Source organism: Dyella sp. 01N36 (genome assembly GCF_056399745.1).
Window position 1 is genome coordinate 1 of sequence record NZ_JBFTRY010000088.1, and the last position, 14296, is coordinate 14296.

Below are 14296 nucleotides of genomic sequence, written 5' to 3' on the forward strand. Positions count from 1 at the left end.
ATAGTGCGGGCTGGTCTCACCGCTCGCCAGGTACTTGGCAATGGTGTTGCGTGACAGCTTCGTGCGTCGGGCGATCTCTCGGATCGAGATCTTGTCGCGAAGGTGCCAGCGTCGGATTACGCTCAATAGGGCCACGTCGATCACTCCCGTTACTCCCGCTCGTGTCGTGAGCGGAGGGTGGTAGGAGGTGGCTCAAAATTCGACGAAAATCACCCCGGGAAGTGGCTCAGTTTTGGATGAAACTCAACACTCCGTCAGCTGTGAGTTGTGCAAAGGGTGACCAAATGCGGCCACCGGTGCGACCGTATTTCTACTGGATCAGTCTACGTATAACCACTGGACGGCTAACTACTGGACGGCCATTGGAGGGCGATGGAATCAGCCAAGTCCGCTAGGGCTGGGAAGCAACGGCCCGCCTTCGGCGTTAAGTGTCAGACTGGAAGCGATAGAACCGGCGTACGGCGAGAAGAAGTCCACACATGAAGCTCAAACGCATTGGATAGCGACCCGACAAAGCAGGTCTTCGAGGTTCAAGGGTGGAGGGCACGAGCAGCCGAACTGGAATCGACTTTTGCGAAACCCTACGTCAAGAGCAACAAGAACTACGCCACCGAGGCTGAGGCGATTTGTGAAGCAATGCGTCGACCCAGCATGCGCTTCGTACCGATAAAGTCGGTAGAGCAACAAGACATTCGGTCAGTGCATCGCGTACCCCTGGCTTGACTGATCAACTTAAAGGCCAACGCCCATCAGATCCGCAGCCCGGCGGCCGAGCACGACCCAATCAATTGAGGCGAATATTCCTTTAACAGCTCAAATTACATTTGCTGCTCACCAGTTCCAGCGGAATCCGACCTTGCCATCCCAGGCATGGAAGCCGCGACTGTCGAAGCCCTTCTGATAGCCGACGTTCGCGTAGAACGATGTGTTCTTGTCCAACTCCCACGTCATGCCGCCGTTGAGTTGCCACCACGATCCTTTGATGCTGCCGTCGAAGGGAACGAATCCGTCGCCGGAAGAGAACGAGGTCGTCGGTTGCCCTTTAAATTCTTTCCACACGTTGAAGCGTAGCCAGCCGGTGAAAAGTCGTGGGCTGCCATGGGCGGTCGGTTCCAGTGTCCAGGTGTTGGCCCAACGCAAACCAACGCGACCCACCAGCGAGGTGATGTCGTTGAACTGCACCTCGGCCACGGCATCGCTGCTCTGACCATTGTTGGCGCGTTGATAGATCACCTGCGCCTGGGGCTCCCATGTCTGCGAATCGCCATGGAACGGATAGCCGCCCTCCAGTGATGCCGCCCAGCCGAATCCATTGTGATAAAGCGCGAGTCCATCGTCGGCCTTGGCGCTGTACTTCGACCAAGTGCCCTGCCACACCGTATCGAGGTACTGGCCTTCGGTCCAGAAATGCGTCCAGTACAGGCCCAGCGATTGACCCCTGACAATGTCGTCGCCCGCAGTCGAACCATCATAGTTAGTGACATCGCTACGGATGCGGCCGGTGCCCAAATACAGTCCCGCGTGGTCGCGCTGCTGGTTCTCGTGTTCCTCGGCGAAGATGTCCATGCCCGCCTGGAAGGCTTCGATGTTGTAATCGTATTGTGGACTGCCGTTGTAGATGCCTTGGGAGGCGCCACGTACGTTGCCGTCCTCGCCGATCACGCGCACCCACAATGCATTGAGGTAGCTGTTCTCACGCAGATCGCTGCGTCCACGCAGTTGCTCTTCATCACCCACGCGCTCATGCAGGTTGTCGAGCATGGCCCAGCCGTATCGCAACGCCATACCCGGCAACGCCGTGTAAAGCGATACTTCTGGACGATAGACCGGCGCGACAGGCTCAAGCGCGCCGGTGCCCTCAGGGATGACAGGATCGGGCACCGGAGGCGCAGGTGGTGCCGGCGGCGGCGGTCCAGGTGGATTGGCGGGATCCGGTGCGGGCGCCGGCGGGGGTGCCGGCGGCGGCGGGGGTGGCTCAGGGGGTGCCGGCGGGGCCGGCGGCTCGGGGACCGGTCCGCACCCAGGGGTCGATGGCCCACAGGGCACCGTATTTCGCAAGAACCAGTCGTTCTCCGTGCCCGGCGATGCGCCGCCGCGACGAAGAAAGTACTCGTACGGGCCCGCGAGTACTGGCCCGTTGAGAGCAAAGGTTCCCTCCGCAGTCGTGCCACCATTGGCCACCTGCACCACCAGAATGCCATTGCCGGTGGTCTCCGCACCGGGGCCGCCGGTGTTGGTCACGGCAAGCCGACTGCTACCGTTAGCGGCGCCTCCATCAATGATCAGCCGGTCCGTGGGCGAGGCGTCGTCTCCTAGAAAGGTGCTGATGCCAAGCGTGCCGCTGCCCGTGTAGGAATGGACATACAGCGCCTTGTATTGGTCGCTCTCGGGCGCCGTGAACGCGACCACGCCATTATTGGACAGCGTCCCGGAGATCACCGAGCTCGCAGGAATCGTCCACGCACTGGTGCCATCGACGGATACGTTGGTGGCGTAGAACGCCTTGCCGATCCAGGTCGACTGATCGGTCAGTGTCACATTGGCGACGCTCGCGGCGTCGGCCTCCACCAAGCCGCTTAGCGCGCTGCCGCCGGATGCGGACAGGTTGATGGCGGTGGCCGCATCGCCTCGCGAAGTGTCTATGCCCACGGCGTAGAGCAACCATTGACTACCCGCAATGTGCGCGCCATTGGTGGCGAATATGTCCGACGGGCCGTCGCCGCTAAGGGCGTAAGCGTCGCTCGTGAGGCTTCCACCGTTGAAACTGATGGTGTTGGTGAAAAGCCCCTTGGAATTGTTCGACGACCACAAGCCATCCGCGCCGCCCGTGGCGCTGATCTGGCTATTCGTAAACGACATCGTCGTGGGAGTGACTGTCAGCTGGTTATTGGCTGGGTTCGCATAGGACCATGCGTACAAAGCCGCAGCACCGCCTGTATTGGTGATGGTCGAGTCATTGACGGTGGTCTGGCTATTGGCGTAGCCGACGATGTCGAACGAACCGAAGCCTGTCGCATTGATGGTGTTATTGGCCAGCGCTGTAACGCTGGGCGTACTGCCATGTTGACCCGAGTACACGCCGTAGCTGTTCGGGGCATTGGCGTTGATGGTGGTGCCCGTGCTCGTCAACTGGCCGCCCAAGTTTAGCAGACCGGCCCGATAGGACGGTACCGTTACACGTCCAAAGATGCCGTTGACTAATGTCGGAGACGTCAGCTGCCACGACTGGCCGTTCTTCGTTGAGTTGATGTCGATTTGGCTGGCACCGCTCACCGTCGCGCTAGTGCCCGCTTGCGTCCACACCCCCACTGACGCTCCGGCGCCAGTGACTTTCAGGTCCGTCAACTGCGCCGAACCGCCGTTCATGACGACCACGCCCGCCCCACCCACGGTCGTCGCTACGGGAAAGTTGATGGTGAGTCCCGTGAGCGGTGCACCCATGCTCGTGCTATCCACGGAGACGCCAACGCTGGAGGAACCGTTGAGCACCATGGTCTGTGGTTTGGCGAGATTGACCGCGCCACCATTGAACAGATAAATGCCCAGCGATCCGAGGCCATTCATCGTCAATCCGCCCAGACCGCCGGCAAAGACAAAGGGGCTGGTCACGTTGATGACGGAACCTGGGCCTGAGGCGCCCAGCCCCACCTGAGTGGTCGCACCGGACGTCACCAGCGAACCGGCTCCTCCACCGACGTTGATGACGCCACCCGCGTCGGCAATCATGCCGTTGCCGCTCGCCGTGGCGCCCGCATAGTACGGGTCGCTGAAATTGGACGCAGTGATGGTGATGGTTGCGCCATTGCGCGCGACAGCGGCATAGCCGCCTCCTAATGACCTCACGTTACCCGCGGATAGACTGATAGCGCTCGTACTGCCATCCGCATAAAGGGCAGCACCCGCTCCGGTGGTGATATTCACGCCCACGGGCACCTGAATCGTTCCACCGTTGGCGAATAGCGCGTAACCGCGATCCGTGAGGATATTGATCGCGCCGGCTTGCGAACCCGCGCTCATGTTCACCACGAGCGTGCCACCGGCAACGTTGGTGGCGTTCGTGGATGAGGGCGTACCTGTGCCGCTTCGCACGTCGACGGTCGTACCGCCCACCACGGTCGTGGAGCCGCCGGTCACCGTCACCGCCGTCGTCACATTCCCGGGACCCACCGTTTGCGCCGAGACATCCTCGATCCAGACGGACGGTATGGCGGCGGCGCTTAGCAAGGCGGCGCGAATGAAGAACTCCAGCGGGCGGATCGCGAGGTTCATGGCGGCAGTTCCCGAACAGGCGAGTAACCAATGTCGCCCCGCGCGCCCGTCTTTCGCTACGGCCTTTCTACCCCATTTTTCTACGTAAAAGTACTTTTCGCGGTGCCAAACAAGAAATGTCCTCCTGTCATTCAATCCAATGTCGCGGTTTGCCAACCGTTGCGGGACAGAATTGTCATCTAAAGCCGAGCATGCGAGAGCCCTCGATTCGCACCATTCGCTTGAGACGGAACGCACGCATGTCCCTGGCCAAAAAACAATGAAGAGCCACCATTGGCAATTAGCCGGACGAGACAGTACTCGGCGCGGAAGATCCCTTTTCGAATATCGCATTGGTAGTTCTACTTAGCTGCCCTCATGAGAAATACGGTGGCGCAAGCTCGGGCCGTGGCTTCAATCTAATGCGAACTAGATTTTCGGTTTAACCGAACGTCCCGAGGGAGGGTCTCGATGATGTCTCGGCGCTGCTTTCATACCCACAACACGGTGTCAGGTCGCATGCACCACTTACTTGGCGCTGCGCTGCTAGCGTTCTGCGGTCTCTGCTTTGCCACTGACTCTCTGCCATCCTGGAATGACGGGGCCACCAAACAACAGATCGAAGGCTTCGTAACAAGGGTCACTACAGCCGGTTCGCCCGATTTCGTGGAGCCGGCCAAACGCATCGCGGTGTTCGACAACGACGGCACCTTATGGGCGGAGCAGCCGGCCTATTTCGAATTCTTCTTTGCGCTGGACCAGGTCAAGGCCTTGTCGCCGCAGCACCCGGAATGGAAAACCACCGAACCGTTCAAGTCCGCGCTCGCAGGCGACATGAAGGGGCTGGCGGCGTCGGGCGAAAAGGGCGTGCTGGAGCTGGTGGCCGCCACGCATTCGGGCATGACCACCGATGAGTTCGCGCGCAGTGTGAGTCAGTGGGTGTCCACGGCCCAGCATCCCAAGACGCACCGAGTGTTCACCGAGATGGTGTACCAGCCCATGCTCGAGTTGTTGCACTACCTGCGCGACAACGGCTTCAAGACGTACATCGTGTCCGGTGGCGGACAGGACTTCATGCGCGCCTGGGTTCCGGCGGTGTACGGCATTCCGCCGGAACAGATCATCGGCAGCCAGGGCGAACTGAAGTACGAGATGCAGAACGGCAAGCCCGTGTTGATCAAGCTGCCCAAGGTGGCGCTGATCGACGACGGCCCTGGCAAGCCCGTCGGCATCCAGCGCTCGCTCGGGGTGAAACCCATCTTCGCCTTCGGCAACTCCGACGGCGACCAGCAAATGCTCGAGTGGACGACATCGGGTGACGGAGCACGCTTTGCTGGCCTGGTCCATCATACCGACGCGGCACACGAGTGGTCGTACGACCGTCAGTCGAAGATCGGCAAGCTCGACAAGGCACTGGATGAAGCCACGGCCAAGCACTGGATCGTGGTGGACATGAAGAACGATTGGAAAGTGGTCTACCCCGCTGAAAAGCAGTAGCGCAAGAGACGGCGTAGGGCATTAGGCGCCGTTGCGGCATGAACGATGTGTCACCGTTGGCTGCCTTGCGCAGTCGTGAAGCACATGAGGAGGTTCCCATGTTTCGCCCGTGGCAGCGCAGCAGATTGTTGACATCGATCACCACCGTGGTCGCGACGGCATTGCTCGTCGTGGCTGCCGTGACCATTCAACCGCCCACGGCCAAGGCACAGCCGCCGGCACAGGACCAGCAGCAGGATCAGTCGGACAACGGCAAGCCCAATATCCTGGTGATCTTCGGTGACGACGTGGGCCAGTCGAACATCAGCGCATATTCGATGGGTTTGGTGGGCTACCGCACGCCCAATATCGATCGTATCGCCCGCGAAGGCATGATCTTCACTGACTACTACGCCGAGAATAGTTGTACGGCCGGACGGTCGACCTTCATTACCGGCGAAAACGTGTTGCGTACGGGGATGTCGAAAGTCGGTGTTCCTGGCGCGCCTGTGGGCATCCAGGACGGCAATGTCACCATCGCCCAGGTGTTGAAAGGCATGGGCTACGGCACGGCCCAGTTTGGCAAAAACCATCTGGGCGATCAGGACCGGTTCCTCCCCACCAAGCACGGTTTCGACGAGTTCTTCGGCAATCTCTATCACCTCAATGCCGAGGAAGAGCCCGAGCGCCCGTACTGGCCCAAGGACAATCCGGATTTCCTCAAGGTCTATAACCCTCGCGGCGTCCTGCACACCTTTGCCGACGGCAAAATGGAGGACACGGGCCCGATGACAAAGAAGCGTATGGAAACCATCGACGACGAGACCACTGGCGCGGCGATCTCCTACATCCAGAAGCAGGCCAAGGCCGGCCAGCCCTTCTTCACCTGGATGAACTTCACGCGCATGCACGTCTTCACCCATGTGCGACCGGAGTTCGAAGGCAAAGCTGGTCTCGGGGCGGGCGACACGTATGCCGATGGCATGTGGGAAATGGACCAGAACGTGGGCAAGTTGCTCAAGGCTCTGGACGATGCCGGCATTGCCAAGAACACCATCGTAATTTTCACCACCGACAATGGCCCGAACTTCTTTAGCTGGCCGGACGCCGCCAGCACGCCGTTCCGCAGCGAGAAGGATTCCAACTGGGAGGGTGCCTTCCGGGTTCCAGCCATGATCCGTTGGCCGGGTCATATTCGCGCCAATACTGTGAGCAATACGCTCATCTCCGGTCTCGACTGGTTTCCAACCCTGGTGGCCGCCGCCGGTGATGGAGACGTCACCAATAAGTTGCTCAAGGGTGCCAGCTTCAGCGGCAAGAGCTTCAAAGTGCATTTGGACGGCTACAACTTCCTGCCCTACCTCACGGGCCAGACAAATGTCGGTCCGCGCACCGAGTTCTTCTACTTCAATGATGATGCGCAGGTCGTCGCCGTGCGGTTCGACATGAAGAGCAATGGCGCGCGCGTACCCACGGCGTGGAAGGTCGTGTTCTGCGAGCAGAAAGCTCCGGGTGGCATGCAGATATGGATGGAGCCATTCGACTGCCTGCGTACGCCCAAGCTATATAACCTGCGCATGGACCCTTATGAGCGGGCAGACATCGGCCCGACAACCGGCTACTACGAGTGGGTGGCCGAGAATGCCTATTTGTTGTTCGAAGGCAATCGCAGGGTGTTTAACATGCTGGCCACTTTTAAAGACTACCCACCGAGCCAGACGCCGGCAACTTTCTCTATCGATCAGGCCGAGGAAGCACTGAAGCGTCAGCTTGAACAGAAACAAGGGAAATAACGTTGAATGCATGAGGTGACACGGATGTCACCTTACCTTTAGCGGACCGCCCCTGATTCGTTATAAAGCCATTGTCCGCAATGATGCTCAGTATAGAAGACGCTGCTCTAGCGCAGCCTCTTTGATCTTGCGGCACAGCTGAGCGCTCGACTGCGCCCCATACTCACGCCGCAACCAGTGCAAATAGCTCTCCACGGACTTCACCGACAGCTGCAGCGTGCTTGCAATCTGCTCAACAGTAAGGCCCTTTACAAAATACTCGGCTATTTGCGCCTGCTTAGGATGAAACTTTGCCCGCTCCCTGGCCTTGACCCAGGGAAATGGTATATCGGCCGATATATAGGTTCCGCCATTTAGGATCGTGGTTACTGCCGCCCTCAGGTCACTTCCACAGGCAGTCTTAAGAAGATATCCCTGCGCACCACGGCTTAAAGCGGTACTCATTAGTCGCGGAGACGCGTTGCCAGTGAGAAATAAAAATGGGGTCGTCATCCCAATGAGCCTCAACATGGTCAGTGCAGTGAGGCCGTCCGTGTCGGCCAGCGCCGTCTCGGAGATGACAAGGTCTGGATTCCGACCCACCACTTCGTCAATCAGAGCATCGCCCGAAGACACCCTGGAGACCACAATATAGCCAACAAGTAGCCGCTCCACGACATCGGCCATTAGCCGCTGGTCATCGGCCAGGACAATGCGCAAATCGCGTCTCTTTCTTGGCATGGAAGTTCTTAGTGTCGCCGCCACCAGAGATTTCCTTCCGCTCGTGAGAGCCTCAATTGTGTCTCACCGCCAACCACCCCGTAAGAGAAACTACACTGGAGAGGCCTAGGTAAAACTACGGAAGCATACGTTTCCGCATCAAGGCGCCTGTCGGGCGGATTCGCATCGACACGGAAGGCTTCGAGGGATGGGGCGTTGGACAATAGACGGAAATATTTCCGGTGCGTAATGAGTACTCGTCGGCTCATTCGGGCTCGTCAATCTGCTCTAGGCGAAGGAAGCCTTCATCGCTCTCGCCGATGCTGCGAAGTCGGTTCCGGCCTCCACACATAGGGCACATAGATTGCAGGCCGAAGCTATCGAGGCTCGCTTCGCCGACGCCCGTGAACTCACGGAATTCAGTATTGCAGCGGTCGCAGATCCACATGCCGCAATTCTAACCTCGGTATCCTCATTGAGGCGGCAAGATGTCAGTGATTGCGTTTGTCGAACGCATGGCCCGCCTTGGAGACTCGCCAGCCGCCAAGCACTTCAACAGATAGCCTGCGGCGGTCAAGGAAGTCAGATCCTCGGTCGGAATGATTAGGCTCCTAAGGGCAATGCTGTTGTGAACACCAAACAGCCGGAGCAATGCCTGCCTATGGCATTCCACCGTACGGGGGGAGATGCTCAGCGAAGAGGCGATTTCCGACGTGCGGAAAAGTCCCGTTATTTCGCGAGTTACGGAGCAGCGACGCATGATGCGCGCACGCCAGCTCACACCTTCGGGAAGGTCAGAGAGCGAAACAAGGCAATCCACACCATCGAATGTGATTCGGAACTGCGACATGACGACGCCCCCTTCTGCGCGCCACCACCCCTTGTCCGCGTGAAGTTCGCGCGAAGGCGCGGGCCAGTCAAGACGTCAGCGGGAGGTCGCCATAATGCGGGCGATAGGCTTCGCCACGCCTGCGGCAATGGACTGGCTGGCCCCAGAATTCCGTGTCGCCGAAACGTACAGGTTCATCCCGGGGCGTGGGAGGCTAGGACTTGGCTGCGCGTGGGAACAGCATTGCCAACGCTAAATACGGCCAGGACGTGAACGTACAAACATGCATGGGTTCTATGAGGAAGGGCCGAATCGGCGTTGCGCGCTATTCAGCCCATCAACCACCTTCTGGCTGGTGTAGACCACGGCTTGCGCGACATGCAATCCGTTCTTGGCCGTGAGCTTGAACGTGGTCGCCAACCCGGCCAAGCCTTCGATGGTTTGTAGGTCAATCGACGCGTGAGAAAGCAGCTGGTGAAGGTCCGCGATCAGGTTGCCTTTGAGGCGATCCACGGCGATCTGGATATCTGCCGCGCCAGCGCCTGCACTTTTGGCAATGGCGTCCGCGAGTGCTTGGGTAAAATGGTCATCGTGGATGGCCTCGCCGGCCAGCTCCCAGCACGCCCGTGCCACCCCGAGGGCGCGCGACACCGCTCGTTCTAGTTCGTGATCCATGCGTCCCCCTCTAGTTGATAGGGAGCATAACCATGCGGTTCCTCACATTCCCTCACATAACCTTTCGGTCGCAAGAGGGCCAAAGAGCAGGGCGGCGCCTCGGCACCGCCCGTCCCCCATCGGATGACCCTCCCGCCGGGGTGAAGAGCGTTTGGGACGTCATCGTCTGTCCCATTATCAAACCACGATCTGTGGTCGCTGGCTTGGGTAAAAGTACGGTGTTCTATTTACCGGCGAGCACTATGGACACCAGGACCTGATCGGAAGCTGCGCTGACTTGGGCGAATCGCATTGGCGTCGCCTCTGCGACCTAGCATGCGGGGCCCGCACTTATCGTCGCCGCCTAGTTTGCGAGCACAAGGACGGCGTTATTGTCGTTTCCAACGTTCTCACGGCGATCTTGATTTCATCGATCCGCCTGGCCTGGTGGGTGAAAAGGCCGCTAAGCCGTGGAGATGGTGGTTGTCCCGACAGATCGGGTATGGCCGGTCACCAAAAGACGTCGGCTCACGAAAGCGAGACCTTCGAGCGACTAGGCTTTAGGCGGGACTATGCCTCGCCTGGCGCATCCCGGAGTCATCGGTCTGCAGACTAAGGCTCACTATTGCGGGAGGAGATTCAAGATGAATCGTCATTGGTGTTTGCACTTCGCCCTGGCACTAGCAGCGGTATGCGCTACGGCTCCAGCCTGGGCGGTTGAAAAGACGTCTACTGCGAAGTCGGCTGTACAGGAGCAAGCCAAGCCCGCGGTGGATCCGCAGGCTATTCATGCCATCGAACAGATGGCCGAAAAGCTTCGCTCTTTGAAGTCCTTCACTGTCACTTCGAACATCACGACCGAGGATGTGCTCGATTCTGGGCAAAAGGTCACCTATGGCGGCACCGTGACGTACAAGGTGCGGGCTCCCGACAAGTTCTTTGCCGCGATAGACAGCGATCGCAAACAACGCAGCTTTTTCTACGACGGCTCGAAGTTCACCATCTATGCGCCGCGCTTGCATTACTACGCGCAAAAGCCGAAGACAGGCACGGTGCACGATCTGGTCGAAGAGGCGCAGGAGAAATACGACATCGAAATGCCTCTGGCGGATCTGTTCTACTGGGGCACTGACCAGGCGCCACTTTCCAATATCGAATCGGCGACCGTGATCGGGCCGTCGCATATCGACAAGGTCGAATGTGACCATCTCCTTATGCATCAGGGCAGCGTGGATTGGCAGGTGTGGATCGCCCGCGACACGCTGCTCCCGCAAAAGCTGGTCATCGCCAATCTCGACGACCCCACGCAGCCTGAGTACAGCGCCACGCTCATCTGGGACACGACGAGCCCACTATCCGATACCGTCTTCAGTTTTACGCCGAAGCCGGACGATCACCTCATAAAGATCAATGCGGATAAGCAAGCAACCAAGGAGGCCTCGCCATGAAGCGTCGAAACAACCTTCTCGCGTCGAGCCTGTCGTGCGCCGTCATTGTGATGGTCGCCTGCATCGTTGTGGTCCCGGAAGCGCAAGCTGCTCGTGGTGGAGGCGTGCAGGGCGGTGGTACGCGCGCCTCGGCGCGATCGAGTATCAACGCACCCCATGGCAATGCGGGTGGCGGCAACATGAATCGTGGTGGCAACGTCAACGCCAACCGCAACGTCAGCGGCAATGAAAACATCAACCGAAATAGCAACGTCAATGCAAATCGCAATGTCAACGTCAACCAGAACGTCAACGTCAATCGCAACGTGAATGTCGATGTCGACAACGGCTGGGACAACCATGGCTGGAACAACCACCCTGTCGCTACAGCAGCAGCCGTCACGGCAACTGTAGCGGTCACCGCTGCTGTGGTCGGATCCGTCGTCCACTCCGTGCCACCGAGCTGCCAGACGATCGTCTCGAACGGTGTGACGTATTCGCAATGCGGATCGACTTGGTACCAGCCAAGCTATAGCGGAAGCCAGGTTTCCTACGTGGTGGTCAATCCGCCTCTCTGAAACGGAAATCTAGGCCGCCATGCGGCGAAAGTCACGGCGAGAGCCACAAAATGGCAAAACCACGGCCAACGACTTCGCCCCCCCCCCATAGGGAGATGCCCACCGAAGCCATATTCAGCTCCCGATTAATGCAGAGGACGATTTGGACAACTTCCAAACGGGGCCTCGAGGGAAATGGTCATCTGCGCGGGATGTGCGCGGAGTGAAATTGGTTGCGGAAATACAACGTAGCCAGACAACGGGCAGTTAAAGCGTGCAGTTAACTGGATGACAGCATTGTCGAAAGATCAACAATCGCGATGACGTGTCGCTGGCGGCGCCTCAAATCCCGCCGACATTTCGCATGCGGTCAAGGAGGAAATTCTCGCCGGCCGGCTCGAGCTTTCCCTCATCCGATAGACTCAAATCGATGTAGCCATATCACCTTTAGGTGCCCTTGAATTCTGCGAGGCAGGTCAGACGAGCGCAAGCTCAATGACGTCCGTTTTGATCCCGGGCAGACTTTGGAAAAAGAGCGATTGAGGCCTTCGCACTACGATGCACCGTATCGGTGCTAAGTCTCGGGCAAGGCGGGTACAACATACACACCGTAATTGGCATCAGTAGCGGAGGTGGGCCATGCGCGTTTCAGTGATTTCGCTTTGCGGTATTGTTGCTTGGGTGCTCTCGACAACAGCAACCTTTGCTCTAGAAAAGGCGCCGGTATCGACAGCTTCAGAATCTCCACCGCATTGGTCGTACAGCGGGGAGAACGGACCTAAGCACTGGGGCGATATTGCGGCCGACGATGCGGTATGTGGCAATGGCAAAAATCAATCGCCGATCAACCTCGCTACCGGCACAGCGATGGCCAGCAAGGATGGCAATTTCAAGATCAACTACGAGTCCGGTGCCGTAGCGCTATTGAACAACGGCCACACCGTACAAGTCGATGTCGCTGACGCCGCTGATACGGTCATGTTCGAAAGCACTTCCTACACGCTGGCCCAGTTTCACTTTCATGTGCCCAGCGAACACACCCTGGATGGCCAGCACTATCCGCTGGAGATCCACTTCGTGAACAAGGACGCAAGCGGCCATATCGCCGTTGTAGGCGTCCTCGTGCAAGCGGGCAAGGAAAACAAGCTGCTTGCGCCCGTTTTTAGCACGCTGCCTCTCACTACGACTCCAGCAGGGGCGCATGCCGGCAATCCGGTGCAAATAGATATCGCGGCTGTGCTTCCCAAAGATCACAAAGCCTACGTCTATACGGGCTCGCTGACCACCCCGCCCTGTACCGAAGGCGTGCATTGGATCGTTCTTGCGCAGCCGGTCGAGATGTCCAGCGCTCAGATCGATGCGTTCAGGAAGATATTCCACGACAACCACCGCCCGCTACAGAAGATCAATGCCCGGGAAGTGCATCGCGAGACGGAATGACTCGACAACCGAAGTGTTCTATGCAGATATGAAAGCATTGGCGGCCGAACATGAGGGCTCCGACACCGCCCTGCGCACTCTGGCGAAGGATCTAGTGGACACCCGACCCGATGAGCGCGACTGCTTCTGCGTCAATGCCATCGTGGAGCTGGCTCCCAGCAATCCGGAGCTGGCTGAACGCGGGCGCGCCCGCATCCAGCGAATGTGCACGTTGCTGGAGCAACTCATCACACGGCACGGCATGCCGCGACCCTTGGCACGCGCGCTGTGACGCTGATGACGTTGACGATGGGCAGTGCAGTGTTTCGTAAGGCCAGCATCGCCGAAGGCACTCTTAAATCCTTTCAGCGGCAGAGGCTTGGTCTGCTCGGCTTGGCCTAACTACATTTGCGCCAACTCCGAGAAGGCCGATTCAAGCAAGTAGCCAACGCATTTGCTCACGCCCTTAACGAACAGATCATGCTGGCGCCACTGTTCGGGACGCTCGAGTCGCTCAGCGATTTGTAACGACCCAACGTGGTGGTTGCGCCATTGCGCGAGATCGGCCCATTACCCTACCCGCGATAACCAGCCCTAATCACCACAAACGAAGTCTAGTCGATGTGGCCGACTCAGATGCCCCAGAGTGAAAGAAACGCTGATCGCAAAGCACGGGCGTCGACCAAGGCATTGTGCCGAAGGGCCCCGTTTTCCGGATGCTCCTTCCACCAGGTTCGAAGGGCTGGCTGGACGTCACCCATCAACAGCCAGCGAACCTGCGCCGGACATTCCGCCTCGCCCTCCAGACCCGTGTCCGCTAGTAGGTGTTCACACAGGCTTCGGTCGAAACTACAGTCGTGACAGACAAGTGGAGCATCAAAGCCGTCAAGAAAACGCCTCAGGCGAGCTGACATGAGCTCGATCGACATGGCGCAATCGCCCCGCTCCAACAGTGGGTAGACGACTTCTCTTACCCAAGGTGTCGGATCTTCAGGGAGAACGTCAACCTCGCCATAGAAATATCGCAGTGGACTGCGGCCGGTTCGGTGGACACCACCTTAAGCTAATTCCATCTGCTGCTCGAACTGTATCGGACTGAGGTAGCCGATGGTCGAGTGGCGTCGTTTACTGTTGTAGAACCGTTCGATGTAGTCGAAGATATCGGCTTTTGCCTCAGCCCTCGTGCGATACACC

General features: G+C 58.7%; 12 protein-coding genes and 1 pseudogene. 7 read left to right on the forward strand and 6 right to left on the reverse strand.

Features of this window, described 5'->3' with window-relative positions:
* Positions 1 to 144 (reverse strand): helix-turn-helix domain-containing protein (locus AC1DMG_RS13900; RefSeq protein WP_477180132.1); only part of this gene is annotated, 144 nt, incomplete at its 3' end.
* Between the two features lie 426 nt (positions 145 to 570).
* Here AC1DMG_RS13900 and AC1DMG_RS13905 point away from each other — a divergent pair.
* Positions 571 to 711, forward strand: a pseudogene (locus AC1DMG_RS13905) (IS110 family transposase); the annotation flags it as partial.
* A gap of 120 nt (positions 712 to 831) precedes the next feature.
* On the opposite strand, the gene AC1DMG_RS13910 reads toward AC1DMG_RS13905, so the two are convergent.
* Positions 832 to 4425 carry an autotransporter family protein gene (locus AC1DMG_RS13910; protein ID WP_477180641.1) on the reverse strand — a complete coding sequence of 1198 codons (3594 nt, stop codon included), beginning with the start codon at positions 4423 to 4425 and terminating at the stop codon, positions 832 to 834.
* Positions 4426 to 4767: 342 nt separating this feature from the next.
* On the opposite strand from AC1DMG_RS13910, the gene AC1DMG_RS13915 reads away from it, so the two are divergent.
* Positions 4768 to 5745: an HAD family hydrolase gene (locus AC1DMG_RS13915; RefSeq protein WP_477180642.1), complete on the forward strand. Its 978-nt coding sequence runs from the start codon at positions 4768 to 4770 to the stop codon at positions 5743 to 5745.
* Positions 5746 to 5843: 98 nt separating this feature from the next.
* Positions 5844 to 7517 carry an arylsulfatase gene (locus AC1DMG_RS13920; RefSeq protein WP_477180643.1) on the forward strand — a complete coding sequence of 558 codons (1674 nt, stop codon included), beginning with the start codon at positions 5844 to 5846 and terminating at the stop codon, positions 7515 to 7517.
* Between the two features lie 87 nt (positions 7518 to 7604).
* Here AC1DMG_RS13920 and AC1DMG_RS13925 read toward each other — a convergent pair whose 3' ends face one another.
* The 3 genes from AC1DMG_RS13925 to AC1DMG_RS13935 all read right to left on the reverse strand — a co-directional run bounded on the left by AC1DMG_RS13925 (position 7605) and on the right by AC1DMG_RS13935 (position 9720).
* Positions 7605 to 8216, reverse strand: coding sequence for a response regulator (locus AC1DMG_RS13925; RefSeq protein WP_477180644.1), 612 nt, complete (start codon positions 8214 to 8216; stop codon positions 7605 to 7607).
* 472 nt (positions 8217 to 8688) lie between these two features.
* Positions 8689 to 9066 (reverse strand): LuxR C-terminal-related transcriptional regulator, encoded by a 378-nt coding sequence (locus AC1DMG_RS13930; RefSeq protein ID WP_477180645.1) that lies wholly within the window; start codon positions 9064 to 9066, stop codon positions 8689 to 8691.
* 273 nt (positions 9067 to 9339) lie between these two features.
* Positions 9340 to 9720: a hypothetical protein gene (locus AC1DMG_RS13935; RefSeq protein WP_477180646.1), complete on the reverse strand. Its 381-nt coding sequence runs from the start codon at positions 9718 to 9720 to the stop codon at positions 9340 to 9342.
* Positions 9721 to 10343: 623 nt separating this feature from the next.
* Between AC1DMG_RS13935 and AC1DMG_RS13940 the strand changes: the two genes are divergently transcribed.
* From AC1DMG_RS13940 to AC1DMG_RS13955, 4 genes are all read left to right on the forward strand, one after another.
* On the forward strand, positions 10344 to 11147 hold the full coding sequence (locus tag AC1DMG_RS13940; RefSeq protein ID WP_477180647.1) for a DUF2092 domain-containing protein: 804 nt from the start codon (positions 10344 to 10346) through the stop codon (positions 11145 to 11147).
* Entirely contained in the window at positions 11144 to 11704 is a 561-nt protein-coding gene (locus AC1DMG_RS13945) for a hypothetical protein (protein ID WP_477180648.1), read from the forward strand. The genes AC1DMG_RS13940 and AC1DMG_RS13945 overlap by 4 nt, the downstream gene beginning before the upstream one ends.
* Before the next feature lie 618 nt (positions 11705 to 12322).
* On the forward strand, positions 12323 to 13123 hold the full coding sequence (locus AC1DMG_RS13950) for a carbonic anhydrase (protein ID WP_477180649.1): 801 nt from the start codon (positions 12323 to 12325) through the stop codon (positions 13121 to 13123).
* 28 nt (positions 13124 to 13151) lie between these two features.
* Complete coding sequence (locus AC1DMG_RS13955) at positions 13152 to 13394, forward strand: hypothetical protein (RefSeq protein WP_477180650.1); 243 nt, start codon at positions 13152 to 13154, stop codon at positions 13392 to 13394.
* A gap of 766 nt (positions 13395 to 14160) precedes the next feature.
* Here AC1DMG_RS13955 and AC1DMG_RS13960 read toward each other — a convergent pair.
* On the reverse strand, positions 14161 to 14296 hold a 136-nt coding region (locus tag AC1DMG_RS13960; protein WP_477180651.1), incomplete at its 5' end, for an IS3 family transposase.

Excerpts from the sequence above, each read along its gene's own strand:
- AC1DMG_RS13950 (WP_477180649.1), top strand. The coding sequence starts at position 12,323 with ATGCGCGTTTCAGTGATTTCGCTTTGCGGTATTGTTGCTTGGGTGCTC.
- AC1DMG_RS13955 (WP_477180650.1), top strand. The coding sequence starts at position 13,152 with ATGAAAGCATTGGCGGCCGAACATGAGGGCTCCGACACCGCCCTGCGC.
- AC1DMG_RS13935 (WP_477180646.1), bottom strand. The coding sequence starts at position 9,720 with ATGGATCACGAACTAGAACGAGCGGTGTCGCGCGCCCTCGGGGTGGCA.
- AC1DMG_RS13930 (WP_477180645.1), bottom strand. The coding sequence starts at position 9,066 with ATGTCGCAGTTCCGAATCACATTCGATGGTGTGGATTGCCTTGTTTCG.
- AC1DMG_RS13915 (WP_477180642.1), top strand. The coding sequence starts at position 4,768 with ATGCACCACTTACTTGGCGCTGCGCTGCTAGCGTTCTGCGGTCTCTGC.
- AC1DMG_RS13940 (WP_477180647.1), top strand. The coding sequence starts at position 10,344 with ATGAATCGTCATTGGTGTTTGCACTTCGCCCTGGCACTAGCAGCGGTA.
- AC1DMG_RS13945 (WP_477180648.1), top strand. The coding sequence starts at position 11,144 with ATGAAGCGTCGAAACAACCTTCTCGCGTCGAGCCTGTCGTGCGCCGTC.
- AC1DMG_RS13920 (WP_477180643.1), top strand. The coding sequence starts at position 5,844 with ATGTTTCGCCCGTGGCAGCGCAGCAGATTGTTGACATCGATCACCACC.